At 70.1% G+C, this 26,478-nt stretch carries 22 protein-coding genes; 9 read left to right on the forward strand and 13 right to left on the reverse strand.

Features of this window, described 5'->3' with window-relative positions:
• Nucleotide 1: 1 nt before the first annotated feature.
• Entirely contained in the window at nucleotides 2-826 is an 825-nt protein-coding gene (locus SD37_RS14145) for an aldo/keto reductase (RefSeq protein WP_044850482.1), read from the forward strand.
• Between the two features lie 49 nt (nucleotides 827-875).
• On the opposite strand, the gene SD37_RS14150 is transcribed toward SD37_RS14145, so the two are convergent.
• A complete protein-coding gene (locus SD37_RS14150; RefSeq protein ID WP_044850481.1) occupies nucleotides 876-2,471 on the reverse strand; it encodes a PHP domain-containing protein in 1,596 nt (531 codons plus the stop codon).
• Between the two features lie 78 nt (nucleotides 2,472-2,549).
• On the opposite strand from SD37_RS14150, the gene SD37_RS14155 reads away from it, so the two are divergent.
• Nucleotides 2,550-3,095: a permease-like cell division protein FtsX gene (locus SD37_RS14155; protein ID WP_044850480.1), complete on the forward strand. Its 546-nt coding sequence runs from the start codon at nucleotides 2,550-2,552 to the stop codon at nucleotides 3,093-3,095.
• 44 nt (nucleotides 3,096-3,139) lie between these two features.
• On the opposite strand, the gene SD37_RS14160 is transcribed toward SD37_RS14155, so the two are convergent.
• The 3 genes from SD37_RS14160 to SD37_RS14170 all read right to left on the reverse strand — a co-directional run bounded on the left by SD37_RS14160 (nucleotide 3,140) and on the right by SD37_RS14170 (nucleotide 6,841).
• The gene (locus tag SD37_RS14160; RefSeq protein WP_037303835.1) at nucleotides 3,140-3,325 is read right to left on the reverse strand and encodes a hypothetical protein; all 186 of its coding nucleotides are present in this window, start codon (nucleotides 3,323-3,325) and stop codon (nucleotides 3,140-3,142) included.
• A gap of 163 nt (nucleotides 3,326-3,488) precedes the next feature.
• The gene (locus tag SD37_RS14165; RefSeq protein ID WP_044850479.1) at nucleotides 3,489-5,600 is read right to left on the reverse strand and encodes a 3-hydroxyacyl-CoA dehydrogenase NAD-binding domain-containing protein; all 2,112 of its coding nucleotides are present in this window, start codon (nucleotides 5,598-5,600) and stop codon (nucleotides 3,489-3,491) included.
• Nucleotides 5,600-6,841 (reverse strand): thiolase family protein, encoded by a 1,242-nt coding sequence (locus SD37_RS14170; protein ID WP_044850478.1) that lies wholly within the window; start codon nucleotides 6,839-6,841, stop codon nucleotides 5,600-5,602. The genes SD37_RS14165 and SD37_RS14170 overlap by 1 nt, the downstream gene beginning before the upstream one ends.
• Nucleotides 6,842-7,026: 185 nt before the next feature.
• On the opposite strand from SD37_RS14170, the gene bla reads away from it, so the two are divergent.
• On the forward strand, nucleotides 7,027-7,947 hold the full coding sequence (gene bla / locus SD37_RS14175; RefSeq protein WP_044850477.1) for a class A beta-lactamase: 921 nt from the start codon (nucleotides 7,027-7,029) through the stop codon (nucleotides 7,945-7,947).
• 55 nt (nucleotides 7,948-8,002) lie between these two features.
• On the opposite strand, the gene SD37_RS14180 is transcribed toward bla, so the two are convergent.
• On the reverse strand, nucleotides 8,003-8,587 hold the full coding sequence (locus tag SD37_RS14180; RefSeq protein WP_236725364.1) for a D-alanyl-D-alanine carboxypeptidase family protein: 585 nt from the start codon (nucleotides 8,585-8,587) through the stop codon (nucleotides 8,003-8,005).
• A 614-nt stretch (nucleotides 8,588-9,201) separates the two neighbouring features.
• Between SD37_RS14180 and SD37_RS14185 the strand changes: the two genes are divergently transcribed.
• Genes SD37_RS14185 through SD37_RS14195 form a run of 3 tightly spaced genes read left to right on the forward strand, consistent with a single transcriptional unit; the run spans nucleotide 9,202 to nucleotide 11,088 of the window.
• Nucleotides 9,202-9,363, forward strand: coding sequence for a ribbon-helix-helix domain-containing protein (locus tag SD37_RS14185; RefSeq protein ID WP_044850475.1), 162 nt, complete (start codon nucleotides 9,202-9,204; stop codon nucleotides 9,361-9,363).
• 1 nt (nucleotide 9,364) lies between these two features.
• Nucleotides 9,365-9,709: a VOC family protein gene (locus SD37_RS14190; protein WP_044850474.1), complete on the forward strand. Its 345-nt coding sequence runs from the start codon at nucleotides 9,365-9,367 to the stop codon at nucleotides 9,707-9,709.
• A 17-nt stretch (nucleotides 9,710-9,726) separates the two neighbouring features.
• Nucleotides 9,727-11,088 (forward strand): DHA2 family efflux MFS transporter permease subunit, encoded by a 1,362-nt coding sequence (locus tag SD37_RS14195; RefSeq protein WP_201788883.1) that lies wholly within the window; start codon nucleotides 9,727-9,729, stop codon nucleotides 11,086-11,088.
• Here the strand turns inward: SD37_RS14195 and SD37_RS14200 are convergent.
• Genes SD37_RS14200 through SD37_RS14220 form a run of 5 tightly spaced genes read right to left on the reverse strand, consistent with a single transcriptional unit; the run spans nucleotide 11,085 to nucleotide 19,183 of the window.
• Entirely contained in the window at nucleotides 11,085-12,698 is a 1,614-nt protein-coding gene (locus SD37_RS14200; protein WP_044850472.1) for an allophanate hydrolase, read from the reverse strand. The two genes, SD37_RS14195 and SD37_RS14200, sit on opposite strands and share 4 nt — an antisense overlap.
• Entirely contained in the window at nucleotides 12,695-16,261 is a 3,567-nt protein-coding gene (gene uca, locus SD37_RS14205; protein WP_044850471.1) for an urea carboxylase, read from the reverse strand. The genes SD37_RS14200 and uca overlap by 4 nt, the downstream gene beginning before the upstream one ends.
• Nucleotides 16,258-16,875 (reverse strand): urea amidolyase associated protein UAAP2, encoded by a 618-nt coding sequence (locus SD37_RS14210; RefSeq protein WP_044850470.1) that lies wholly within the window; start codon nucleotides 16,873-16,875, stop codon nucleotides 16,258-16,260. The genes uca and SD37_RS14210 overlap by 4 nt, the downstream gene beginning before the upstream one ends.
• Nucleotides 16,872-17,705, reverse strand: a complete 834-nt coding sequence (locus tag SD37_RS14215; RefSeq protein WP_044850469.1) for an urea amidolyase associated protein UAAP1 — start codon at nucleotides 17,703-17,705, stop codon at nucleotides 16,872-16,874. Before SD37_RS14215 ends, SD37_RS14210 begins: the two co-directional genes overlap by 4 nt.
• Nucleotides 17,706-17,716: 11 nt before the next feature.
• Complete coding sequence (locus tag SD37_RS14220) at nucleotides 17,717-19,183, reverse strand: amino acid permease (RefSeq protein WP_037303818.1); 1,467 nt, start codon at nucleotides 19,181-19,183, stop codon at nucleotides 17,717-17,719.
• 178 nt (nucleotides 19,184-19,361) lie between these two features.
• Between SD37_RS14220 and SD37_RS14225 the strand changes: the two genes are divergently transcribed.
• On the forward strand, nucleotides 19,362-20,018 hold the full coding sequence (locus SD37_RS14225; protein ID WP_044850468.1) for a TetR/AcrR family transcriptional regulator: 657 nt from the start codon (nucleotides 19,362-19,364) through the stop codon (nucleotides 20,016-20,018).
• Nucleotides 20,019-20,097: 79 nt separating this feature from the next.
• Here the strand turns inward: SD37_RS14225 and SD37_RS14230 are convergent, their stop codons facing one another.
• The 3 genes from SD37_RS14230 to SD37_RS14240 form a co-directional block, all read right to left on the reverse strand.
• Complete coding sequence (locus SD37_RS14230; RefSeq protein ID WP_044850467.1) at nucleotides 20,098-21,363, reverse strand: ribonuclease D; 1,266 nt, start codon at nucleotides 21,361-21,363, stop codon at nucleotides 20,098-20,100.
• Between the two features lie 68 nt (nucleotides 21,364-21,431).
• Nucleotides 21,432-22,148, reverse strand: a complete 717-nt coding sequence (locus SD37_RS14235) for a response regulator transcription factor (RefSeq protein WP_034318331.1) — start codon at nucleotides 22,146-22,148, stop codon at nucleotides 21,432-21,434.
• 1,207 nt (nucleotides 22,149-23,355) lie between these two features.
• Nucleotides 23,356-23,919 (reverse strand): DUF3000 domain-containing protein, encoded by a 564-nt coding sequence (locus tag SD37_RS14240; protein ID WP_037304423.1) that lies wholly within the window; start codon nucleotides 23,917-23,919, stop codon nucleotides 23,356-23,358.
• Between the two features lie 88 nt (nucleotides 23,920-24,007).
• On the opposite strand from SD37_RS14240, the gene hemE reads away from it, so the two are divergent.
• Nucleotides 24,008-25,081 carry a uroporphyrinogen decarboxylase gene (gene hemE / locus SD37_RS14245; RefSeq protein WP_044850466.1) on the forward strand — a complete coding sequence of 358 codons (1,074 nt, stop codon included), beginning with the start codon at nucleotides 24,008-24,010 and terminating at the stop codon, nucleotides 25,079-25,081.
• The gene (hemG, locus tag SD37_RS14250) at nucleotides 25,078-26,457 is read left to right on the forward strand and encodes a protoporphyrinogen oxidase (RefSeq protein ID WP_044850465.1); all 1,380 of its coding nucleotides are present in this window, start codon (nucleotides 25,078-25,080) and stop codon (nucleotides 26,455-26,457) included. The genes hemE and hemG overlap by 4 nt, the downstream gene beginning before the upstream one ends.
• The last annotated feature ends 21 nt before the right edge of the window (nucleotides 26,458-26,478 follow it).

Consider the following 26,478-nt stretch of genomic DNA (forward strand, 5'->3'; position numbering starts at 1 on the left):
GATGGTCCCCAGCATCAGGCTGAACAACGGAACGTCCCTGCCCCAGCTCGGGTTCGGGGTGTACAAGATCGGCGACGACGAGGTCGCCGGCGTGGTCCGCACCGCCATCGAGGCGGGCTACCGCGCCATCGACACGGCGACCCTGTACGCCAACGAGCGGGGCGTCGGTGAGGCCGTCCGCACCAGCGGACTACCCCGCGAGGAGCTGTTCGTCACCACGAAACTGTGGAACACCGAGCACGGCTACGACTCGGCGTTGCGCGCCTTCGACACCAGCCTGAGCGAACTCGGCCTGGACTACGTCGACCTGTACCTGATCCACTGGCCGCTGCCGTCGCTGGACAAGTACGTGGAAACGTGGCGGGCGCTGGAAAAGATCGCCTCCGACGGCCGCGCGAAGGCGATCGGCGTGTCGAACTTCCAGATCCCGCATCTGGAGCGGTTGATCGAGGAGACCGGGACCGTCCCGGCGGTGAACCAGATCGAGTGCCATCCGTGGCTGCAGCAGCCGCTGCTGCGCGACTTCCACGAGAAGCACGAGATCGTCACCGAGGCCTGGGGCCCGCTGGCCCGCGGCGGGGATCTGCTCGCCGACGAGAAGATCACCACGATCGCGGGAAAACACGGCAAGACCCCGGCGCAGGTCGTGCTGCGCTGGCATATCGAGATGAACCATCTGGTGATCCCGAAGTCCGTCACGCCGGAACGGATCGAGGAGAACATGGACGTCTTCGACTTCGCGCTCGACGCGCACGACGGCGCCGCGATCGCGACCCTGGAGCAGGGGAAGCGACTGGGACCGGATCCGGACACACTCGGCTCGTGAGTGGTAATGACGGTTAGAACCGTCATTACCACTCACGAGGCGCCAGGGGTTACCGCACGTCCACGAAGATCGGGTTCCCGTAGAGCCACAGATCCTCGAACGGGTTCGACCGCCCGATGACGTCGGCGCTCGGCTCGATCCCGCCGGGCACGTGCTCCCTGCCGTCCGTTCCGCGTGCCCGCACGAAGAACGGCTCGCGCACGTCACGGAAGGTGTGCCGGAAGACGACCCGCCGCCCGGGCGCCCACCGCGGCTCGAACGACCGCACCACCCGGGTGCCCGGGGCGGTCTGCGTGTCGCGGTCGGCGGCCGGGCCGGTCACCGGTCCGGAGACGAGGTCGAGCCGCGCGAGCCGGGGGATCGCGCCGCCGCCGTTCGGCCGGGCCGCCAGTTTCGCCGAGACGACGACCGTGACGTCGTCCCCGCGCCGGACCCGCAGCCTGCCGCCCATCGTGGCCGAACTCCAGCCGCTGTGCGCGCCGAACTCCAGCTCCTGGGCGAGCCCGCCGTGCACCACCCAGACGCGTCCCGCGCGCAGCCCTTCCAGCACCCCTTCGTGGCTCCGGCGGGTCACACCGACGACCGTCCGGCTGAACTCTGCGGGGGCGAAATCCGCGTACGGGGGGAGAGTCTGCGGGACACCGGTGTCGATCGGGTCCGGGTAGTTGCCGTGCTCGTCGTAGTAGCCGTCGGGGACACCGGGTCGCACGTGCGTGTCGCCGCGGTTGTAGTGCGAGTCGGAGTTGCTGGTGATCCACCACGGCTTTCCTTCGGCCAGCAGCGAATCCCACAACCCGCCGACGGTCGCGGTGCTCCAGTCGAAGCCGCCGTAAGTGCGGTAGGCCGACTCCGGGAAGCCCGGCCACGAGTTCGAGCCGGGGGAGTTGCCGTACCCGCCACGCGCGCCACCGCCGCTCCCGAGCGGTTTGGGGAAACCGTCGGCCTGGGCGCCCGGGGCGCCCTCCATGCCGATGACGATGCCGGGCGCGGCGTCGCGCAGCGCGCGGATCTCGTGCGGCGCGATCCGGCCGTTGCGCAGCGGATGGTTGATCACCACCACCGGCGCGTGGATCCGGCGTGCCCGTTCTTCGGCGGCGAGCCAGCGGATCGCCCGCACGGCCAAGGCCTCGTTGTCCGGCGTGCCCGATTCGGTGCCGGTCAGCCGCCAGTCGAAGGAGCGCTCGAACTCACGCAGCTTCGCGGCCTGGTCCGCACCGGCCTGGAAGAACAGCGTCGCGTGCTCGGCACCGGGCACGTTCCACTCCATGCCCTGCCACAGCAGGAGATCAGGGTGCTCGCGCTGCGCGGCCCGGACCGCGGCGTTCGTCCGCTCCACCGACGACTTCTCGTGGGTCGCGTGGCCGTGGTCGGTGATCACCGCCCAGTCCGCGCCGTGCGCGCGGGCGGCGTCGGCGATTCCGTCCACTGTGTACATCGCGTCGTAGGAGTACTGCGTGTGGATGTGGTGATCGCCCACCAGCCACTGGTACCGGTCCCGGCCGAAGAGGCGGCCGAGATCGAGGTCGAAATCGAGGGCTTCCGCCGGGGCGGTGGCGGCGAGCGGCGCGCCCGCGGCCGCCGCGGACACGAGGCCCGCGCGTTTGAGGAATCCGCGGCGGTCGACGCCCGGTTTTTCGCTGTTCACCGGCGGCACGCTAAAGAGCCCGGCTGAACGGGTGATGTCCGGAAGGCGAATGTACCGCGCCGTGTGACGATTGTCCCCGTGGAAGAACCGGAACGGATACCCAAGGCGCCGCGGCGGTTGCTCTGGGTGGCCGGAATCGTCGCGGTCCTGTTCGCCGCCGCCGTCGTGACGACGGCCGTCGTCGTCCTGAACCGGGTCACCGATCCGCCCGCCCCGGCGGCGTTGCCGCGCGACACGGTGCCCGTCCCACTGGGGAAGCGGGAGTTCTGCGGGATCCACCTGCTCATGTACCTGGAGAGCGACGAAAGCATGACTCTCGCCGCTCAGGCGTTCCAGGACGATCAGAAGGCCCGCCGGGTGCTGACCGAAACCAAGGCGGAGGCGTATGAGCGCTTCAAGAAGCTTTTCGCGGACAGGCCGGATCTACTGGAGGTGGTACGGCCGGAGACCCTCTCGGCGGCCGTGCACCTCGTGCCCGTCGCCGGGACCGACGCCGAAGCCTGGGCGAAAGACCTGCGACAACGCTTCCCCCAGGCGGAGAAGGTCGAGGTGCTCGACCCCGCGCCGATCGCCGAACAGATGAAGACCACGCTCCCGCCCTGCCCGCCGGGCGGCGAACGCTGAAAGCCCGGCTCCCCGGAGGATGGCTGGGGAGCCGGGCCTCCCCGCTAGAAGTCCCGGTTCGCCGGAGCGACGCCGAACTCGCGGTTGTCCACTCCGGTGATCCGGACACTGCCGGTCTCGTCGCCGGTGATCCGGACGCTGTCGTCAGCGCCCGCGACACCCGCTCCGAGCATCAACCCCAGAACCGCCGCGCCGGCCCCCAGGCCCACGCGCACGACGATCTTCTTCATCGGCTTTCCTTCCCTTTTCTGTTGTTCCCCAGTACCTGGAAGAACCAGGTGTAGGCCGAGTGTTCCGGAAAACGCGGTATCTCGCCACAGAAGTCACGAAATACGCAAAAGGCCACCGTCGGCGACCAGAAGATCGCCGACGGTGGCCTTTTGCGTCACAGGCTCAGGAGAGCGGCACGCTCGCCACACCCGGGGCCAGGAACGGCTTGCCGTTGACCTTCTCGGACACCCCGGCCCGGTCCAGGTACGGCGTGATGCCGCCGAGCCAGAACGGCCAGCCCGCGCCGAGGATCAGGCACAGGTCGATGTCCTGCGCCTCGGCGACCACACCCTCGTCGAGCATGATCCGGATCTCCTCGGCGATCGCGGCCAGCGCGCGGTCACGCACCTGCTCGGACGTCGACGGCGAGTCGCCGCGCTGCCAGAGCTCGTCGACCTCGGGGTCGACGGTGGCGGTGCCGTGAGCGTCCCACTGCCAGACGCCCTTCTTGCCCGCCTTGACGAAGCGGTCGAGGTTCTCGCTGACGGTGAACCGGTCCGGGAACGCCTCGTGCAGGGTTTCCCCGACGTGCAGGGCGATCGCCGGGCCGACCAGCTGCATCAGCGTCAGCGGGGTCATCGGCAGGCCCAGCGGTTCCAGCGCCTTGTCCGCGACCTCGAACGGCGTGCCCTCGTCGACGGTCACCAGCACCTCGCCGAGGAAACGCAGCAGCAGCCGGTTGACCACGAACGCGGCCGCGTCCTTGACCAGCACGCTCGACTTCTTGAGCTGCTTGCCGAGCGCGAACGCGGTGGCCAGTGCGGCGTCGTCGGTCTTCTCCGCGCGGACGATCTCCAGCAGCGGCATCACCGCGACCGGGTTGAAGAAGTGGAACCCGACCACGCGTTCCGGATGCTTGAGCTGCGAGGCCATCGCGGTGATCGAGAGCGACGAGGTGTTCGTCGCCAGGATCGCCTCGGGGGAGACGTACTGCTCCAGGTCGGCGAAGACCTTCTGCTTGACGCCCAGTTCCTCGAACACCGCTTCGATCACGAAGTCGGCGTCGGCGAACGCGGCCTTGTCGAGCGAACCGGTGACGAGTGCCTTCAGCCGGTTCGCGCCGTCCGGCGAAACCCGCTTCTTGGCCAGGAGCTTGTCGATCTCACCGTGCACATAGGACACACCTTTGTCGACCCGTTCCTGGTCGACGTCGGTGAGCACCACGGGCACCTTGAGGCGGCGGACGAACAGCAGCGCCATCTGGCTGGCCATCAGGCCCGCGCCGACGATGCCGACCTTGTTCACCTTGCGCGCCAGCGACTTGTCCGGCGCGCCGGCCGGCCGCTTCGCCCGCTTGTTGACCAGGTTGAACGAGTACAGCCCGGCCCGCAGGGTGTCGTCCATGAGCAGCTCGGCGAGCCCGTCGGTCTCGGCCGCGTAGCCGCGGTCGAGGTCGTTCTCGCGGGCCAGCTCCAGCAGCTCGACGGCCTTGGTCGCGCCCGGCGAGGCGCCCTTCGTGCGGCCGTCCACAATGGACTTGGCGCGGGCGATCGCGGCGTCCCAGCCCGCGCCGCGGTCGATCTCGCGACGGGCGGGGGTGATCTCGCCGTTGACGACCTTCGCCAGCCACAGCAGCGACTGCTCCAGGTAGTCCGCCGAACCGAAGACCTCGTCGACGATGCCGAGCTCCGCCGCCTGCGCGACCTTGAGCATCTTGTTCTGCGCCAGCGCGTTCTCGATGATCACGGTGACCGCGGCGTCCGGTCCGATCAGGTTCGGCAGCAGCTGCGTGCCGCCCCAGCCGGGGAACAGGCCGAGGAAGACCTCGGGGAACGCGATCGCGGCGGTGTTCTCCGACAGCGTGCGGTAGTGGCAGGAGAGCGCGAGTTCGAGCCCGCCGCCCATCACCGCGCCGTTGATGAATCCGAAGGTGGGGATCTCGGACTCGGTGAGACGCCGGAACACGTCGTGCCCGGTCTGCGCGATTTCCCGCGCCAGCGCCGGATCCGAGACCGCTTCGACACCGGAAAGGTCGGCGCCCACGGCGAAGATGAACGGCTTGCCGGTGACCGCGATCGCGGCGGGCCCGGCCGCGAAGGCCGCGTCGATCGCGGCGTTGAGGCTCACCAGGCCCTGCGGGCCGAAGGTGTTCGGCCGGGTGTGGTCGTGGCCGTTGTCCAAGGTGATCAGCGCGACCGGCTTCTCCAGCCCGGGCACCTTCACCAGACGCGTGACCGCGTTTGTGACGACCTCGTCGGGGAAGGCGGCTTTCGCCTGCTCAGCGGTGAAAGTCATTACTTCGCCCCCTCGGAGCCGTTGTAGGCCGGGTTCTCCCAGATCACGGTGCCGCCCATGCCGATGCCGATGCACATGGTGGTCAGGCCGTAGCGCACGTCGGGGCGCTCGGCGAACTGACGCGAAAGCTGCGTCATCAGCCGGACGCCGGAGGACGCGAGCGGGTGACCGCAGGCGATCGCGCCGCCCCACTGGTTGACGCGCGGATCGTCGTCGGCGATGCCGAAGTGGTCGAGGAAGGCGAGCACCTGGACGGCGAACGCCTCGTTGATCTCGAACAGGCCGATGTCGTCGATCGACAGGCCGGTGCGCTTGAACAGCTTCTCCGTGGCGGGCACCGGGCCGATGCCCATGACCTCCGGCTCGACGCCGGCGAAGGAGTAGCCGACGAGCCGCATGCCGATCGGCAGTCCGAGTTCGCGGGCGGTGTCCTCGTCGGCGAGCAGCGCGGCGGTGGCGCCGTCGTTGAGGCCCGCCGCGTTACCCGCGGTGATCCGGCCGTGCGGGCGGAACGGCGTCTTCAGCCCGGCGAGCTGCTCGACGGTGGTGCCCGGGCGCGGCGGCTCGTCCTCGGTCGCGAGACCCCAGCCGAGTTCCTTGGACCGGGTGGCGACCGGGACCAGCTCGGGGCCGATCTTGCCGGTCTTCACGGCCTCGGCGTACTTCTCCTGGCTGCGCGCGGCGTAGGCGTCGGTGCGCTGCTTGGTGATCTCGGGGAACCGGTCGTGCAGGTTCTCCGCGGTCTGGCCCATGACGAGCGCCGTCGGGTCGACGAGCTTGTCGGCGATGATGCGCGGGTTCGGGTCGACGCCCTCGCCCATCGGGTGACGGCCCATATGCTCGACGCCGCCGGCGATGGCGATGTCGTAGGCGCCGAAACCGATCCCGCTCGCGGTCGTGGTGACCGCCGTCATCGCGCCCGCGCACATGCGGTCCAGCGCGAAACCGGGCACCGACTTCGGCAGGCCCGCCAGCAGTGCGGCGGTGCGGCCGATGGTCAGGCCCTGGTCGCCGATCTGGGTGGTGGCGGCGATCGCCACCTCGTCGATGCGCTCGGGCGGCAGCTCGGGATGCCGCCGCAGCAGTTCACGGATGGCGTTGACGACGAGGTCGTCGGCACGGGTGCCGGCGTACATACCTTTTTCGCCTGCCTTGCCGAAGGGCGTTCGCACCCCTTCGACGAAGGCGACATTGCGTACCGACCGCGCGTTCGGCGCGAGCGGTGTTGCTCCTGCGGCCACGAATGCTCCTGAAGTAGAGGTAGTCCTGACCGCACCCTAGTCCTGGTTACCGGTCGGTAACCAGGATGGTGGCCCGGTCGAGTGGGCGAAGGCACACTCACGGGTTCATCGGCGTCGGCCGCTTGGCCGATCCGGAGGCCGTGGGGAAGTTGCTATGTTCGAGGTGATCAGGGGGAGGGATCACGATGACAACGCCGGGGCCGGCCGTCACCCGTCGTGCGCTCTTGGGGGTGGCGGTCCTCATGCCGCTGGCCGCCTGCACCCGGGCCGCCCCGCCCGCGCCGTCGTCGGTCCCCGCTCCGCCGCCTCCGCCCACCCGGCAGTTCCACGACAGGCTGCTGGAGCTGGAGAAGAAGTTCGACGCCAGACTCGGTGTGTACGCGCTCGACACCGAGGGCGGCGCCACGGTCGAACACCGCGCGGACGAGCGGTTCGCGTTCTGCTCGACCTTCAAAGGCGTCGCAGCCGCCGCGGTCCTGCAGCGCAATCCGTTGTCGCATCTGGAAACCCGGGTCACCTACGCGCGGGACGACCTGATGAAGCACGCCCCGGTCACCGGGCAGCACGTGGCCACCGGGATGACGATCCGCCAGCTGTGCGACGCCGCCGTCCGGTTCAGCGACGGCACCGCGGGCAACCTGCTGCTGCGGGATCTCGGCGGCCCCGGGGAGCTGACGGCCTTCGCGCGCAGCATCGGCGACACCGTCACGCGGATGGACCGGATCGAACCGGCGATCACCGAGGCCGCCCCCGGCGACCCGCGCGACACCACCACACCCCGGGCGTTCGGCACCGACTACCAGAAGATCGTGCTGGGTGACACGCTGACGGCTGACAAACGCGACTTCCTCAGTGATCTGCTGCGGCGCAACGTCACCGGCGCCCGGCGGATCCGGGCGGGCCTGCCCGGCGGCTGGACCGTCGCCGACAAGACCGGCACCGGCGAATACGGCACGATGAACGACTTCGCGATCGTGTGGCCGCCGGGCAAGGCGCCGATCGTCGTGGCGATCATGTCGAGCAAGGCGGCCAAGGACGCCCCTTACGACGAGGCGCTGCTCGCCGAGGCCGCGAAGTACGTGGTCGAAAAGCTCACTGCCTCGTGAGTGGTAATGACGGTTCTAACCGTCATTACCACTCACGAGGCACTGGGCCGACCGCTTAGTTGCCGGTCGCGCTGGGGAGCAGGGGCGGGCAGCCGTTGGTGGCGTAGGCCGGGTCGTACTCGAAGTGCCACTTCTCGTTGTCGTAGCGGCGGCACCACCCCAGCGCGCCGCCGTTCTTGTCCACCCAGATAGCCGAGTTCAGCGGCTGGATGTCGACGGCGATCCCCTTGACGTGCATGGACGTCTCCGGCTGCAGCGCCCACTTCTTGGCCTGCTCCACCGAACCGAATCGCTCGACGGCCTTGTCGAACTCGCGTTGCTGCTGTGCCCGGCTGCGCTTGCCGTCGTTCACGCAGAGCGTGATGTTCTGGGCTTTGGCCTTGGCCAGCAGGGCTTTCCACGCGTCGACCACGTCCGGGCGCATACCGTAGGTCTGCTCGTCGACATAGCGCTTGTCGACGGCGCACGTCGGTCCGGTCTCGGGGCCGGGGACCTCCTCGAGTACCGCGAGTGCCTGCCCGCTCACCGGCTTGGCGGTGACACCGGTGGCTCCCAGCGTCGCCATCGCGACGGCGGCGAGCCCCAGCGCCACGAGCACGCTGATCACGGTTCTGCGGCTGGGGGCGGATGTGGTCGGCACCACTCCGAAGCTACCCAGCGCCCGGCGAGCCGCCAGGGTTTGTGACCTTCTTCCCAGATTGCCGTGGCAGGCCAACCAAATCGGAAAAGACCAGGTGAGCGGGCCGCCTCGTGAGTGGTAATGACGGTTCTACAGAGGGGTAAGGCAAACCTGGCGCGATCGGCTCGCTGCCGCGAAGGTCCCCTTGTCTGCCCTCACGGTAGTGAAGGAGGCCTTCACTACCGTGTGCCCGGCGAGGGGTTACCCGAGGAGGCGGGGTTCGCCTCATGACTGTCCATAAGGGACAGTTTCCAGCGAATCGCTGTCCGATTGGTGCTTATTCGTCCGGTCCTGGACGGGGTCGTGAGTGGCAATGAGGGTTAGAACGCTGTTTGCCACTCACGACCACCTTGCGATACCGGGCAAACTGCTCAGGTCGGACACTGATCGTCGGGAAAGTGTCCCTTGTGGACACCCGTGATCACGGCCCGGCTTCCGTCAGTCAGTCCGGACCCGCGCCGGGGCGCGCCACATCTGCCTTACCCCTCAATAGCCGTCGTTACCACTCACGAGACCGTGAGCGCACTGTGTCGCCGGACTAGCTTGCTAGCAACCTAGGGTGCTAGCATCGGGTCATGGGTGACGAGGAGGTCAAGCAGTTCAACGTGTACCTGCCGGTCGGGCTGATCAAGCAGGTCAAGTTCCGCGCCATCGAGTCGGGCTCGTCCCTGTCGGCGCTGGTCGCCGACGCCCTGCGCGCCTACCTCGATGAAGACGACGAAGGCAAGGAGAACTGACATGGCGACCGAAGGAATCGAAGCGGTCTTCCTGGAGACCAGGAACTGGGGCAAGACCGCGAAGTTCTTCCAAGAACTCGGTTTCGAGCTGGAACTCACCAGCGGCGACGGCTCCGGGGTCTTCCGCAACGGCGAGGGCGCGTACTTCGTCGTCGTCGAGGTCCCCGAGAACCGTGACCCCGGTTTGCAGATCGCGCTGAAGGTGTCCGATGAGGACGGTTTCCGCCCCGACCCGGTCGTCGAGGTGGTCACGCCGTTCGAGGACACGCATTACGGCACGAGGGAGATGACCGTCCGCGACCCCGACGGCCGGATCTGGAGTCTCCAGGCCGCCAAGACGGCATGAGGCGCGGTGGCCCCTGGGTGGTCCTGCTGATCCTCAGCCTGGGGTTCTTCATGACCTTGCTGGACCTGACGGCGGTCAACGTCGCACTCCCGGGCATGCTCGACGAGTTCCGCGCGCCGCTGGACGAGCTGCTGTGGGTCATCAACGTCTACGTCCTGGTGCTCGCCGCCCTGCTGATCACCGCGGGCAGGCTGGGTGATCTGCGCGGGCCGCGCACGATGTTCGTCGTTGGGGTCGCGCTGTTCACCGTCGCGTCCATCCTTTGTGGACTGTCAGATGACCCGGCCCAGCTGATCGCCGCCCGCGCGCTGCAGGGACTCGGCGCGGCGGCGCTGATCCCGCAGTCGATGACGCTCATCATCGCCACCTTCCCGCCGCAACGCCGGGGGACGGCGCTCGGGGTCTGGGGAGCGGTCGCGGGGGTGGCGACGATCGCCGGGCCGACGCTCGGCGGCTTGCTGGTCAGCACCGTCGGCTGGCGCTGGATCTTCTTCGTGAACGTGCCGATCGGGGTGCTCGTGCTCGTCCTGGCGCTCGCCCTGATCCCGGACGTCCGGCGCGGCACCCGCCACAAACTGGACCTGCTGGGCGCGGGACTCGTGACGGCGGCGCTGGTCTCCCTGACCTTCGCGCTCACCGAAGGCCAGCGCTACGGCTGGAACACCGGGATCTGGGCGCTGCTGGGTGGCTCGGTGGTGCTGCTGGCGGTGTTCCTGCTCCATCAGCGGCGTGGGCAGGACGGCGAACCGCTGCTGCCGTTCGCGCTCTTCCGCAGCCGGGGCTACGCGGTCATGGGGTTCGTGGCCGCGACCGTCCAGGTCGGCATGATCGGCCTCTTCCTCCCGGTGATGCTGTACCTGCAGACGGTGCTGAACTTCAGCGCGCTCGTCGCCGGGCTGGTGATGGCGCCCGCGATGGTGGTGTCGGCGGTCCTCTCGCCGATCGCGGGCCGGGTCGCGGACCGGCTCGGTGGCAAGTATGTCCTGATGACCGGGCTGGTCCTGTTCGCGGCCGGGCTCGCGTGGTTCGCGGTGCTCGCCGACGACGGCCGCGCCTGGTGGGCGTTCCAGCCCGCCTTGATCGTGGCCGGATCCGGGATCGGCTGCGTGTTCGGCCCGATGGTCTCGCTCGCGATGGCGGGCGTGGCACCGGAACTGACCGGGGCCGCGTCCGGGGTGCTGAACACGATCCGCCAGGTCGGCACGGTGCTCGGCAGCGCCGCGGTCGGTGCCCTGCTGCAGAACCGCCTCGCCCACCACGCGGCGTTCACCGACGCGCTGCGCCCGACACTGGCGTTGCCCATCGCGGTGGTCGCGCTCGGTGCGGCGGCCTGTCTGCTGGTGCGGCGCGAGCCTGGCCCGCGCCGCACCAGCGCCTAACGGGCCAGGTGGCCGAGCCAGCCGCCGAAGCGCGTGATGTCCTCGGCACCCTCGATGGCTGAAGGCTCGCAGACGAATCCGGGCACCTCGCTCCCGTCGGCCAGGCGCACCTTCCCGATCGCCAGCGGCGCGGGCACACCCGCCACGAATTCGCCGAACCCGGCGAGTGGCAGGTCCCAGACCTCGGCCTCGATCGGTTCGCCACCCGAGGCGACCCGGACGAGGCCGGGTTTGGGCGGGACGGTGTCCAGCGCGTAGAGCCGGTACTCGGCCGCCGCCGCCCCCGCCGAAACGAACCGGCCGCCCCGCGAGGTCAGTTCGTGGTTCAGCGGCTGCCCGCGCAGATGCGCGCCCACGACGGCGATCCGCGTCCGGCGCGGCACCAGGCGGGCGACGTCGGCGAGGATCCGGTCGGCGTGGGCGGCTCCGACGAGCATCACCCCGAACGGCAGGCCGGCGACGGTTCCGGCGGGCACGGCCAGCGACGACAGGCCCAGCAGGTTGGTCGAGTTCGTGAACCGGCCCAGCCGGGCGTTCACGCCCAGCGGATCGGCTTCGACCTCGGTGATCGTCGGATGCTCCGTCGTCGTGGGCAGCAAGAGACAGTCCACCGTGGACAGCACCGCGGCCGCTTCCCGTTCCAGGCCGCCGAGCGTCGCCAGATCGGTGAACAACCGGTGCGCCGGGATGTCCTTGGCCGCGCCGATGATCCGGCGCACGGCCGGATCGACGGCGTCCGGACGCGCGTCGATGAACTCGCCGACCGCCGAATACCGCTCGGCCACGAACGCGCCTTCGTACAGCAGCCGCGCCGCGGCCAGGAACGCCGATATGTCGACAGTGACCAGTTCGGCGCCCGCGTCCCGGAATTCCCGAGCCGCCGCGGAGAACGCCTCGGCCCACCCGTCCTGCAAAGGACCGAGAGCGTCCGGCACGCCGATCCGGACGGGGCGGTTGACCGCGGGAAGCTCGCGCGGCTCGCTCAGGCAGTCGAACGCCGCCACCGCCTCGTCGACCGTCCGTGCGAACACCGTCACGCAGTCGATGCTCGCGCACGCGGGCACGACCCCGGCCGTCGGCAGGAGTCCCCGCGTCGGCTTCAGGCCGACGATCCCGTTGAACGCCGCCGGGATCCGCCCGGAGCCGGCGGTGTCCGTGCCCAGCGCGAGGTCCGCGATCCCGAGCGCCACCGCGACCGCCGAACCCGAACTCGACCCGCCCGAGACGTACGCCGGGTCGATCGCGTTCCGCACCGCGCCGTGCGGACTGCGCGTGCCGACCAGCCCGGTCGCGAACTGGTCGAGGTTGGTCGTGCCCAGGATCAGCGCCCCGGCCGCGCGCAGCCGCGCCACCACAGGCGCGTCCTCGTCCGGAAGGTAGGCGTACTCGGGACAAGCGGCCGTCGTCGGCAGCCCGGCGACGTCGATGTTCCCCTTGACGGCGGCGAGTTTCCCGTACAGCGGCAAGGGCTCCCCGGCCGCGCGACGGGCTTCCAGCTTTTCGGCGTCGGCGAGCACGTCCGCCTCGGGACGCAAGTCGATCCAGATCTCCGGCCGGTCGACCCGGGCGATCCGGTGGTACGCGGCGCGTACCCGTTCCAGCACGCTCATCCCGCGCTCCTTCCCAGAACCACCAGCGGCGTACCGGGGGCAACCTGATCGCCGGGGGAGACGAGCACCTCGACGACCTCCCCGGCGGCGGGCGCGGGGATCCGCGCCTCGGTCTTCATCGCTTCGAGGATCACCAGCGTCTCCGCCGCGCCGACCCGCTTGCCCGGCTCGGTGTCCACCCGCCACACCGTCGCGGCGAACGGCGCTTCGACGACGTGCCCGCCGGGCGGGGCTTCGATCTTCGTGGTCGGGACCTTCGCGCCCACCGGTTCCGGCCTCGGGTCGAATTCGCCCGCGGCCGCCCACGCCCGGCGTTCGGCTTCGAACGCCGCGCTCTGTTTCGCCCGGAACGACGCGATGTCGGCGGCGTTGTCGGCCAGGAACCGCTCATGGTCGGCCAGCGCGAATTCGCCGTCGGCGATGTCGAGTTCCAGTTCCCCCGCCTCACTTCGGGCCCGCAGGTCCAGCAGTTCCTCGGCGGAGACGGGATACCACGAGATCCGGTCGAAGAACCGCAGCAGCCACGGCGAACCCGGCTCGAAGGAGCCGCGCTGCCGCCAGCCGCTCCACACCTGCGTGGTCCGCCCGACGAACTGGTAGCCGCCGGGACCTTCCATTCCGTAGATGCACAGATACGAACCGCCGATGCCGACGGAGTTCTCCGCGGTCCAGGTGCGTGCCGGGTTGTACTTCGTGGTGACCAGCCGGTGCCGCGGGTCCAGCGGAGTGGCCACCGGTGCGCCGAGATACACGTCGCCCAGGCCCAGCACCAGGTATTCCGCGTCGAACACCGTCCGGTAGACATCGTCCACACTGGACAGACCGTTGACCCGCCGGATGAACTCGATGTTCCACGGGCACCACGGCGCGTCGTCGCGCACGCCGGCCATGTACCGCTCGATCGCCTCGCGGGTCGCCGGGTCGTCCCAGGACAGCGGCAGCCGCACGGTCCGGCTCGGCACCACGAGATCGCCGGTGCGCGGCAGCTCGTGTTCCACCTCCCGCACCAGGCCGAGCAGCTTCGAGACCGGCAGTACGTCGGGATCGACGTGGACCTGCAGCGAGCGGATGCCCGGCGTCAGGTCGACGACGCCGTCGAGGCCTTCCGCGGCCAGCCTGTCGGCCAGCGCGTGGACCCGCATCCGCAAGGCCAGGTCGAGCTTCATCGGCCCGTACTCGATCAGCAGGTTGTCGTCGCCGCTGCGCCGGTAGGTGACTTCGGGGTTCTCGTCCGATGTGGACAGACGGCCGAAGATGCCGCCGTCGTCGATCGGCTTCCGGCTCGCCTTGACCGCCGTGCCGGGGGCCTTCCGCAGCGAAGCCGCGTGGTCGATGGTGATCGGCACGAACCGCACGGTGTCCCCCGGCCGCAGCTGACCGAGTTTCCAGCGCTGCCCGGTCACCACGGTCGCCGGGCAGACGAACCCGCCGAGGCTCGGCCCGTCCGGGCCCAGCAGGATCGGCAGATCGCCGGTGTAGTCGACGGCGCCGATCGCGTACGGCGTGTCGTGGATGTTCGACGGATGCAGGCCCGCCTCGCCGCCGTCCTCCCGTGCCCAGCGCGGCCGCGGCCCGACGAGCCGGACACCGGTGCGCGCGGAGTTGAAGTGCACTTCCCAGTCGGTGGCGTAGAAAGTTTCGACGTCGTCCGGGGTGAAGAACTCCGGGGCGGCGTGCGGTCCCTCGGCCGCGCCGATCTCCCAACGCGTCCCGAAAACGGGGCGTTCGGCCTCGGGAACCGGACCGGTGACGGCGTTCTCCGGCAGTGGCCCGGGGGAGAGGACGTCGCCGGTCGCGAGCGCGCGTCCGCCGTGCCCGCCGAAACCGCCGAGGGTGAACGTCGCCGCGCTGCCCAGGAAAGCCGGCACGTCGATCCCGCCGCGGACGAGGACGTACGCGCGGAGCCCGGCGGTGCCGGTGCCGACGTCGAGGACGCCGCCCGCGGGCACCTCGACCGGTGTCCACTGGGGAACGGTCTCGCCGTTCACGGTGACCGGTGACGGGGAACCCGTGACGCAAACGATTGCGGCGTCGGTGAACCGCAGCGAGACACCGTCCACAGTGCACTCGAGTCCCGGCGCGCCTTCCGGATTGCCCAGCGCGCGGTTGCCCAGCCGGAGCGAAAGGTCGTCCATCGGCCCGCTCGGCGGCACGCCCACGTGCCAGAAGCCCAGCCGTCCCGGCCATTCCTGCACGGTGGTCATCGTGCCGCCCCGCAGGACCTCGATCCGCGGCTCGGGATCGGTGATCGCGTCGAGCGTCGCGGTGTCGTGCGTGGCCGCACGCAGCCGCGGGTCCGCGGCGGCCGCGCGCAGCTGCCCGAGGTTCGTGCGGACACCGTCCACCCGGCTTTCCCCGAGCGCGGTGCCCAGCGCGGCCAGCGCTCCGGCCCGGTCCTCGCCGACGGCGATCACCTTGGCAAGCAATGGATCGTAGTGCGTGGTCACCTTCGTCCCGGCTTCCACCCACGTGTCCACGCGGACCCCGGCGGGGAAGTCGGCGCGGGTCAGCAGGCCGGCGCTCGGCCGGTGCCCGGCCGCCGGATCCTCGGCGTAGACCCGGGCCTCGACCGCGTGCCCGCGTGGTTCCGGTGCGCTGGCGAACATCCCGGTGTCGCCGTCGGCGAGCCGGAGCATCCACGCCACCAGATCGATGCCGTAGACCGCTTCGGTGACCGGATGCTCGACCTGCAGCCGCGTGTTCACTTCGAGGAAGGCGGCCTCTTCGCGGACCGGGTCGTAGATGAATTCGACCGTGCCCGCCGACCGGTAGCGCACCGACGCGCAGAGATCGACGGCCGCCGAGACCAGTTTCCCGCGTACCGCTTCGGAAAGTCCGGGGGCGGGGCATTCTTCGAGCACCTTCTGGTTGCGCCGCTGCAGGGTGCAGTCCCGCGTGCCCAGCGCCAGCACCTCACCCGCGCCGTCACCGAACACCTGCACCTCGACGTGCCGGGCGCGGGTCACCAGCCGTTCGAGGAACACACCCGAGGTCGAGAAGCTCTTCGCCGCGATGCTCTGGACCGCGTCCCAGGCGTCCCGCAGTTCTCCCGCCGAGGCGCAGGCGCGCATGCCGATCCCGCCGCCGCCCCCGGTGGCCTTGAGCATCACCGGATAGCCGATCTCGGCGGCCGCGGCTTCGGCGTCGGCGAGCGTGTCCAGCAGTCCGGTGCCCGGCAGCAACGGGACACCGGCGGCCACGGCCCTGTCCCGTGCGGTGTGCTTGCTGCCGAAGACCTCCAGCTGGGCCGCGGTGGGCCCGGCGAACCGGATCCCGGCCGCTTCCACCGCCCTCGCGAAAGCGGTGTCCTCGGACAGGAAACCGTAGCCGGGATGGATCGTGTCGGCCCCGGTCTTCAGCGCGGCCTCGATGATGGCGTCGGCGAGGAGGTAGCTCTCCCTCGCCGGTGCCGGGCCGAGCCGGACGGCTTCGTCGGCAAGCCGTACGTGCGCGGCCGCACGGTCGGCGTCGGAATGGACGGCGACCGTCGGAATGCCCATCTCCTTCGCGGTCCGGAGGATCCGGACCGCGATTTCCCCCCGGTTGGCGACGAGCAGCTTCACTCGCCACCACCGGTGACGATCATCCTGACCGGCGTCGGGTCGAAACCGTTGCAGGGATTGTTGATCTGCGGGCAGTTCGACACGAGCACCAGGACGTCGGTCTCGGCGCGGAGCTTGACTTCGAGGCCGGGCGCGGAGATGCCGTCGACGATGCCGAGCGTGCCGTCCTGTTCGACCGGGACGTTCATGTACCAGTTGACATTGCTGACCAGGTCCCGTTTGCCGAGACCCCATTTCGCGCCCTCGGTGAGGAAGTTCTCCACACAGGCGTGCTGGTACCGCGTGTGCTGGCCGTACCGGAGGCTGTTCGACTCCTTGCTGCACGCGCCGCCGAGGGTGTCGTGCCGCCCGCAGGTGTCCTCGACGACGGTCAGCAGCGGCGCGCTCTCACCGGTGCGCAGCACGCTGCCGGTGGTGAGGAAGATGTTGCGCTGCGCGGCGATCGTGGCGGCCGCGGAGTACCTCTTCGCCGTGTCGGCGGCGTCGTAGCAGAGGAAGTCGACGGCCTGGTTGCCGCCGAGGTCGATGATCGAGAGGGTCTCACCGCGCCGGAGGACGGTGGAGTACGGCGCCCGCGCGGGGACCTCGGCGTCGGAGATGATCGTGGTGGTCATGCCATCCCCCTGGCGGTGAGGTAGTCGGCGGTGTTCTCGAAGGCGCGCTGGGCTTCCGGCGTCGCTGTCCATTCAGTACTGTCCGGAGTGGACGGGGTACCGCGCTGTGCGAGGACGCGCAACGGGGTGACCGTGTAGTCCGGGCGCGGGTCGAGCGGATGCGCGACATTGGCGATCAGGACGACGACCGGGAGTTCGGTGCGCAGGACCACGGATTTGCCCGGTCCGGCCGAGCCGGTGAAGGTCAGCCCGCCGTCGGCCTCGACGTGGATACCCTGGAAGAAGGACAGGCTCGGCGGGAGATCGCGCGGGGTGAGGCCGTGTTTCGCCGCGGCCAGGGTGAACAGCGCGTTCCCCGACGGCGAACCGCCCTGCGGGCTGCCGTCACCGTAGCGCTCGGCATTCCCGTCCACAGTGGACGTTCCGCACAGGGCGTCGTGCTTGCCGCTCTCGTCGGTGACGACCGTCGCGAGCACGCGGGCCTGATCGGACAGCAGCGCCATCCCTTCGCCGAGGTAGGCGTTCCACTGGACCTTCACCGTGTCCGCCACGTTCAGCCGCTCCCACGGCTGGTCGGCGTTGAACAGCAGCAGATGCGCGCAGGCGTCGCCCTCGACGTCGGTCAGCCGGAGTTCGGTGCCGCGGGCGAGGACCTTGTGCGTGTAGCCGCCACCGGCGACGGTCTCGGCCCAGACCAGCTTCGCCGGGTCGATCCCGGGCGGCGGATCCGGCCAGGTGGACGCCGGGATGGACGGCATCGCGTCGGCGACCTTCCCCGCCTGGGCGCGGGCGTGGTCGCGAGCGCCGTACGTGGTCGATGTCGTGCTCATGGAACCTTCCTTCAGATCGTGGGGACGGGAACCGTGGTGAGCGCGGAGCGGCGGCGCCAGCAGAGGTAGCCGGTGAGCAGCGCGGCGCCGACGAATTCGATCGGGAACAACCGGACCCAGACGGAGCCGGTGCCCGCGAGGTCGTAGATCTCGGCTCGTGGCCAAGCGATGTTGACGATCATCATCGCGCCGTACCCTACTGCCGCGACGTTGACCGGAATAGCCCATCGTCCCAGGGAGAAATGGCCGGGCTCGGCGGTGAAGCGACCCTGGCGGCGGCGCCTCAGCAGCGGCCCGGTCACCAGGAGGTAGGCGAGGTAGACCACGACCACCGAGGTGCCGGTGATGGTGCTGAAGACGGTGGGATTCCCGAGGTTCAGCAGCAGCAGGCCGATGGCGAGCGCGCCGGACAGGATCGCGGGCGCGATCGGGGTCCCGGTGCGGGCGTTGACCGCGGAAAGCCGGTGCGCGCCGGGAAGCGCGCCGTCGCGGGCCATCGCGTAGATCAGCCGGACGGTGCCGGTCTGGATGGTCAGGGTGCAGACGACGACCGCGATCGCGACGTCGGCGAGGAAGATCCTGCCGAGCGTGTCACCGAAGACGGCCGTGATGACGTACGGCAGGCCCTTTCCGGCCAGCTGCCCGTCGGTCAGGCTCGGTGCCGCCATCAGCGCGGTGAGGACCACCGCGAGCCCGCCGAGCCCGGAGATCAGGAGCGCGCGAAGCACGGCGCGCGGGGCGGTGCGGCGGGCGTCCTTGGTCTCCTCGGCGACGGAGGCCGCGGTGTCGAACCCGTATAGGACGTACGCGGCCATGAGCGCCGAAGCGAGAACGCCGCCCACGCCCGGGTTTTCGCCCGCGGGCTGAAGCACGACCTGCGGGCCGCGGACGGCGAACAGCGCCAGACCGGCGATCAGCACCAGGACGCCGGCGAGTTCGGCCGCGACACCGACGTCGTTGATCCGCGCCATGAGCCGCACGCCGCCGGCGTTGACCGCCGTGGTGAAGACGATCAGCAGGGCGCCGAGCAGGACCGCGTTGGTGGCGCCCGTCGGCGACGTCACCGCCGGGTCGCCGCCGACGAGCTGGAACCCGCTCCAGACCGAGGGGAGCACCACCTGCAGCGCGATCGCGGCCGCGGCGAGCGCGACGACGCAGCCCAGCAGCATCATCCAGCCCGCGAGCCAGCCCGCGAATCCGGGCGACAGATGTTTCGCCCACTGGTAAACGGATCCGGCCAGCGGGAAACGGGCGGCGAGTTCCGCGAAGCTGAGCGCGACGAGCATTTGCCCGGCGAGTACCAGCGGCCAGGTCCAGAAGAACAGCGTGTCCCCGAAGGAATAGCCGAAGGCGAAGAGCTGGAACACCGTGGTCAGGATGGAAACGAACGAGAAACCGGCGGCGAAGGCCGAGAAGCCGCCGAGCGTCCGGCGGAGTTCTTGGCGGTACCCGAAGGCGGAAAGGTCTTCGGCGGGCATTTGCGGGGGCTCCTGTCTGAAGGACCGAATTTCGATCGGCCGACCGAAATTAAGCGCGTGCGGGGTCCTTCTGATCTCCGCCGGGTAAGCGCGGTGTTAACAACTACCGGATTCGGTAACCTGGGCCGACCACCGGACGTAACAAAGATCGCCGCGAAGAAATGGCAGGATCGGATAGATGACGAAAACGACCGGGGTGGGCAGACCGAGGGCCAGTGGCGCGGCGGCGAGCAAGCGGGAGGCGCGGCTCGCGGTTTTGGACGCGGCGGGGGAGCTGTTCACCGGAGCCGGATACGCGGCGACGACCACACGGGCCATCGCGGAACGCGCCGGCCTGCGCCAGGCGTCGCTCTACTACCACTTTCCGTCCAAAGAGGACATTCTCGCCGCGTTGCTGGAGGACACCGTCCGGCCGTCGCTCGACGTGGCGGGCGGGCTCTCGGCCGAGCACGCGCCGGTCGGCACACGGCTGTGGGCGCTGGCTTACGCGGACATCCACCTGCTCGGCAGCGCGCGGCACAACCTCGGCGCCCTGTACCTCCTGCCGGAGATCTCCTCGCCGAGGCTGGCGCGGTTCCGGGCCGAGCGGGCGGAACTCAAACGCGTCTACGGCGCGCTCGTCGCGGCGGCCGGGGTCCCCGGTGACCTGTCGGGGATCCGGACCGACCTGGTGTTCGGGCTCGTGGAGAGCATCGCGATCGTCCGGCGCGACCGGCCGGATCTGGACGTCGAGGCGCACGCCGTCGAAGGTGCCGACAGCGTGCTGAGGCTCGCCGGTCTCGGGGAACCGGACGCCGGGCTGCGTGCTTCGGCCCGGTCGCTGCTGGAGAGCTGAAGGGGACTTTCCCCTCATGCGATGAGACGAAAGCGTCCTTCGCCGCGTGAGATGAGGCGAAGGACGCTTTCGTCTCTCGTCAGGCCGCGGTGGCTTGGAGCGCCTTGCTCAGCGCCGCCGCGGTCAGCTCGATCTGCCAAGGCCGGGCGCCGCCGTCGCCGAGGACCTTGGCGACGGAGTCCTCGCTGAGGTCGGCGGGCGGGCGCCAGCAGGTGCGGCGGACGAGTTCCGGCAGCAGCAGGTTCTCCACCGGCAGCCGGCGCTCCTCCGCGATCGCGGACAGTGCGGCGCGGGCGGCCGAAAGCCGGGCGGCGGCGTCGGGATCCTTGTCGGACCAGCGGTTCACCGGCGGCGGGCCGTCGGTCTGCTGGGCAGGGGTCGGCAGTTCGTCGGCCGGGAGCGAGCGGGCGTTCTGCAGATGCCGCAGCCAGCTCGCGGTGTACTTGCGCTGGACCCGGCCGCTGAACACCGGCAGTGCCTGCAGCTGTTCGATGGTCTTCGGATCCGCGGTGACGGCGTTGATGATCGCGCTGTCGGGCAGGATCCGGCTCGGTGCCCTGTCCCGTTTGCGGGCGAGTTCGTCGCGTGCCTGCCACAGCTCGCGCACCGCGGCGAGCCCGCGGGCGCTGCGGATCTTGTGCACCCCGGAGGTCCGGCGCCACGGCTCGGCCCTCGGTGCGGGCGGCGGCGCGGTGCGGACGGCCTCGAACTCCTGCTGGGCCCATTCGAGCTTGCCTTGGGCGGCCAGGTCGGCTTCGAGCTTCTCGCGCAGTTCGATGAGCAGCTCGACGTCGAGGGCGGCGTAGTTGAGCCAGTCGACCGGGAGCGGGCGCTTCGACCAGTCGGCGGCGCTGTGCCCCTTCTCCAGCTGGTAGCCGAGGAGGAGTTCCACGAGGGTGCCGAGGGCGACGCGTTCGTACCCGGCCAGGCGCCCGGCGAGTTCGGTGTCGAACAGGCTCTTCGGGCGCAGGTCGAGTTCGGCGAGGCACGGCAGGTCCTGTGAGGCCGCGTGCAGCACCCATTCGGCGTTGTTGAGCACTTCCGCGAGGGGTTCGAGCTGCCCTTCGAGCGGAATGGGGTCGATGAGGAAGGAGCCGGCACCTTCACGGCGCAGCTGCACCAGATAGGCCTTCGGCCAGTACCGGTAGCCGGACGCGCGTTCGGTGTCCACCGCGATGGCCCCGCTGCCGCCCGCGATCTTCACGCAGGCTTCGGCGAGGGCTGTCGCGTCGGCGATCACCGGTGGAGTGCCCTCGGCGGGCTCGCGTAACAGAACCGGCGCACCGACGTCGTCGGTGGCGGTCTTCGAGTCCGTCTGCGGTTCTCCGGGTCGGTCGCCTTCCATAGGTGAAGACCCTACGGGACGAGCGGGCCGCGCCTGGTCCGCCCGCCCCGCAGGGCAGTTCGCCTTTGTCAGCGGATCACGCCGGCACGCATGGCCAGCGCCACCATCTGAGCCCGGTCACCCGTGCCGAGCTTGCGCCCGATGCGGGAGAGGTGAGACTTCACCGTGAGAGCGGAGAGGCTGAGTTCCTCACCGATCTCCTTGTTGGACTGGCCGTCGGCGACGAGCTGCAGCACCTCGACCTCGCGCGCCGAAAGCTCGCGCGGGGTGTTGTCGGTGCCGGCGACTCGGGTGCCGGTGGCCAGGACCGGTGCGACGCTCGGGTCCGCGTAGACGCCGCCCTCGAGCACCCTGCGGACGCCGTCGGTCACTACGACCGGCGATGCCGACTTGAGCAGGTATGCCTGGGCGCCGGCCTGGAACGCCGACCTGACCGCGTACGGGTCGTCTGATGAAGCGAGCACCACTACTCGAGGCCAGCCATGGCTACGGAGTTCCGTAACCAGCTCGATGCCGCTGCCATCCGGCAGTCCGAGATCGAGGATCGCCAGATCACAAGGCCCAGTGGCCTGTGCTCGCGCCCTCGCCTCGGCCACCGTGGCGGCCTCGTGGACGGTGCCCGCACCCATCTGTGCGAGTCTTGCTGAGATTGCCTCCCTCAACAGCGGGTGGTCATCGACCACCAACACGGAAAAAAGCTCTTCCCGCGGGTGCGGAACCATGCTCGCCGGCAATGAACCGGCTGGCGTGGATCGGACGGCCTGAGAAATGCCGACGGTAGCCACGTCACTACCTCCCTGGAGTCGGTCGTGCCCCCCGACCGGCACCGGGACTTTCGGCCGTTTAGCCGCGCCAGCTTTAGACCGAAAGTGGTGTCGTCGATGGCACTGTAGCCGCCCTGAGGCCTTCGCGGGGGGATCGAACGGGTATCTATCTCAAACGAGTAGTTACTCAGGGAGTTCGTTGTAACACGATCGGGCTAGTACACAGCCGGTGGCTAACACATCGCCAAATGAACGCGATGCACTTGAGTTACCGGGGTCCAACCGACTGTGCAGATGGGCCGTGCACCTGCCGGTGCCGCTTCCCGGGACCGCTGGACGACAGTCCATCAGAGCGCGAAAACCCCCTCCGGCATGGGGCTTGATCAACTTCGCGGAGAGTCATGATCGCTTCGCTCGGTAACCGCGATGGTAACGCTCCGGAAGCGTCAGGGTGCCTCCGGAGGGCCGGTTCCGGCGAACTTGATCTTGTTGCGGTCCGTGACACTGTGCGTAGCACGAACGGGGTGGTCCAGACCTCTGTCTGCCGTGCTCCGCGCTGGTCGGGGCCGCTCTAGGCCAGATGGCCCCCCGGGACCTCTTGGACGCTTACAGACGCTCTCAGGGCCTCGTGTCCGGAGTAGGCGAAGGCGCCTTCGGGTGCTTCGCGGGCGCTTCGGGAGTACGTGAAGGACCCCTTCACTGCGTCGGACGCAGTGAAGGGGTCCTTCACGTCCTTGGGTCGCGGATCGGGCGGGGGGAGCAAGGGACCTTTAGTATCGCCAGCTTTACTAGCGACGCTAGCGAGCCTGGAGCGCAAAATAACCCGAATGCTATGTCTCGATTAGTGGGATTCCCGGCGTGTCGGGCCCTCGGCGAGCTGTCTCCGGTGAGTGGAGCGCGGCGACGCGGCCTCGGCGGCCGGGGCCGGGTTCGAGCGTGGAGGATTCGGGACGTTGAACGTCCCGGATCCTCCACGCTCGGGGGTGTCCCTGATCCTGTGTTGATCAAGCTGTGCGACCGGGTGCGAACCCCGCGTTGATGAAGGAATTGGGACACTCAACGTCCCAATTCCTTCATCGTCGGCCTGCCGGGGCCCTGACCTTCTCGGTAGGGAGGGGGGCCTTCACGCGCAGCGGTGGTGACTGCTGATGCTGGTGGGCCGCCTGTGGCGATCATCGAGTCCGGCTGGGATTCAACGGAGGCATCCCGGGGGACGCGGGCCGAAAGGTCAGGAGGACTGGCGCTGCCCGAAGAGCGTCACGCCGACCGGCGGCAGCCCGACGACACTCGCCATCACCTGGCAGAACGCCTGCCCGTGCGGCCGCAGCGCGGCGTCGGTCGGCGTCCAGGACGCCCGCAGCTCCAGATCGTCGGTGCGCGCGGGCCCGGAGATGTCGCCGAAGCGGGCCGACGAGGTCTCGGTGACGGTGCCGCCCAGCGCCGTCCACTCCGCGCCGGAGCTTTCCAGCGCGTCGGTCAGCCACGACCAGCCCACGGCGGGCAGGAAGGGATCGGTCGCCAGTTCCCGGTCGAGTTCCGCGCGGACGTACATGACCAGCCGCAGGACGCCGTCCCAGCCTTCCTGCCCGTCCGGATCGTGCAGGAGCACCAGGCGTCCCGACGCCAGCACGTCCGCGGGGCCTTCCACCTCGCAGCTCACCGCGTAGGACCACGGCGCCAGGCGCTGCGGCGGGCGCATCGTCTCCAGCTGCACTTCGGGACGGGGGCGGACCGATTGCAACGCCGCGACGGCTTCGCGGAAGAGGTCGGGTACTGACGTCATCGCGGTCACCAATTGACTGTAGGACGCGATAGTCCGGTTCGGGGCGCAGACGCGCCGAGAGTAAGGCCTCTGAGCGCCCATGGCACCATGAACCGTGATGTCTCCTTCAGCTGCTTCTCCCGCGCAGACCGTCCCTGCGGCCCGTCGCGCCCTGCCCGGTGCGCCGTTCCTGGCCGCCGCGCGCGGCGAACGCCCGGCCCGCACCCCCGTGTGGTTCATGCGCCAAGCAGGCCGGTCGCTGCCGGAGTACCGGGCGCTACGCGAAGGCACCTCGATGTTCGAAGCCTGCTTCGACCCCGAGATGCTCGCGGAGATCACCCTCCAGCCGATCCGCCGTCACGGCGTCGACGCGGCCATCCTCTTCAGTGACATCGTCGTCCCGCTCAAGGCGGCGGGCCTCGACATCGACATCGTCGCGGGCACCGGCCCGGTCGTGGCCTCGCCGATCCGCGACACCGCGGGCGTGCGCGCGCTGCCGGTCCTCGATCCGGAGCAGGTGGAGCGCGTCGCCGAGGGCGTCCGGCTGCTGGTCGGGTCGCTGGGCGAGACGCCGCTGATCGGTTTCGCCGGCGCGCCGTTCACGCTGGCCTCCTACCTCATCGAGGGCGGGCCGAGCCGCAACCACGAGCACACCAAGGCGCTCATGCACTCCGAACCGGAGCTGTGGCACGAGCTGGCCGGGCGCCTGGCGGATATGGCGATCACCTTCCTGTCCGCGCAGCTGGACGCCGGAGCCGACGCGATCCAGCTGTTCGACTCGTGGGCGGGCGCGCTCTCGGAGCGGGACTACCGCGAGTTCGTCCTGCCGCATTCGGCGAAGGTGCTGTCCTCGGTGGCGCGCTACGGCGTGCCGCGGATCCACTTCGGCGTCGGCACCGGTGAGCTGCTGGTGGCCATGCGCGACGCGGGTGCCGACGTGGTCGGCGTCGACTGGCGCATCCCGCTCGACGAAGCGGTCCGGCGGCTCGGCGGCGGGGTCGTGCAGGGCAACCTCGACCCGGCGCTGCTGCACGCGTCCTGGCCGGTGCTCGAAGCGGAGGTCCGGCGCATCCTCGCCGAGGGCCGCGCGGCCGACGGCCACATCTTCAACCTCGGCCACGGCGTCCTGCCCGGCGTCGACCCCGACGTCCTGACGCGTGTGGTCGGGCTGGTGCACGAGCTTCAGCCGTGAGCACGATCGCCGTCGTCGGTGGCGGTATCTCGGGACTGACGGCGGCCTATCGTCTGAGGACGCTGCTCGGCGACGACGCCCGGATCGTCGTCTTCGAGGCGGCAGGGTCGCTCGGCGGGAAGCTCCGCACGGTGGAATTCGCCGGGGAACGCTACGACGTCGGCGCGGAGGCCTTCCTCGCTCGCCGTCCCGAGGCGCTCGCCCTGGTCCGCGAGGTCGGACTGGGGGAAAGTCTCGTCCACCCCACCAAGGCCCGCGCCAAGATCCATGCCGGCGGCTCCGTGCTCGGCCTGCCGCCGGGCACGGTCATGGGCGTTCCGGCCTCGGCCGAAGCGGTCGCGGGGGTGTTGTCGGAGAAGGGCCGCGTCCTGGTCGAGGCCGAGGCCTCGTTGTCTCCGCTGGAACTGCCCGCCGGTGACGTGCCGCTCGGCCCGCTGCTGCGCGAGCGGTTCGGCGACGAACTCGTGGACCGGCTGGTCGATCCCCTGCTCGGCGGGGTCTACGCCGGGGGAGCGGACGGGCTCGGGCTGCGCGCGACCATGCCCGGTCTCGCGTCCGCGATCGATCGCGGCGCACGCTCGCTCACCGAAGGCGCCGCCTCGCTCATGCCCGCCTCGCCGAGTACGGCACCGGTCTTCGGCACCCTCCTGGGCGGCCTCGGAACCCTGATCGCCCGGCTCGCGGAGCTGTCCCGCGCCGAGATCCGGACCGGGACCACCGTGACGGCGCTCGAGCGCACCGCCGGCGGCTGGAAGGTCGACGACCTCGACGCCGACTCCGTTCTTCTCGCCGTCCCGGCGCCTTCGGCACGACGGCTGCTCGACGGTGTCGCGGGAGTGGCCTCGTCGGTGTTCGCCAAGGTCGAACTGGCGTCGATGGCGGTGGTCGCGCTCGCGCTTCCGCCGGGGACGGTGTTGCCGGAGTCGTCCGGAGTGCTGATCGGCGCGGGAGAGCGGGACGCGGCTGGGAAGCCGTTCGCCGCCAAGGCGTTCACCTTCTCCTCCCGCAAGTGGGCGCAGTACGGCGAAGGCCCGGTGCTGGTGCGTGGCTCGGTCGGCCGCTTCGGCGAACCGGGGGCGCTGCACGCCGACGACGACGAACTCGTGCGCGTGGTCCGCGACGACCTGGCCCGGCTGACCGGCGTCACCGCCGAGCCGATCGACACCCTGGTGACCCGCTGGGGCGGCGGGCTCCCGCAGTACGGCACCGGGCACCTCGTCCGTGTCGAGCGGATCGAACGCGCCGTCGCCGCCGTTCCGGGGCTGGCGGTGGCGGGCGCGACCCTGCACGGCGTCGGGCTCCCGGCCTGTATCGCCACCGCCGACGCGGCCGCCCGGCGCATCGCCGGGATCACACCGACCCACGAGGGCTCCTGAGCACCGGCAGTGCCAAGATGG

Origin of the sequence: Amycolatopsis orientalis (assembly GCF_000943515.2) — a bacterium.
GTDB lineage: Bacteria > Actinomycetota > Actinomycetes > Mycobacteriales > Pseudonocardiaceae > Amycolatopsis > Amycolatopsis orientalis.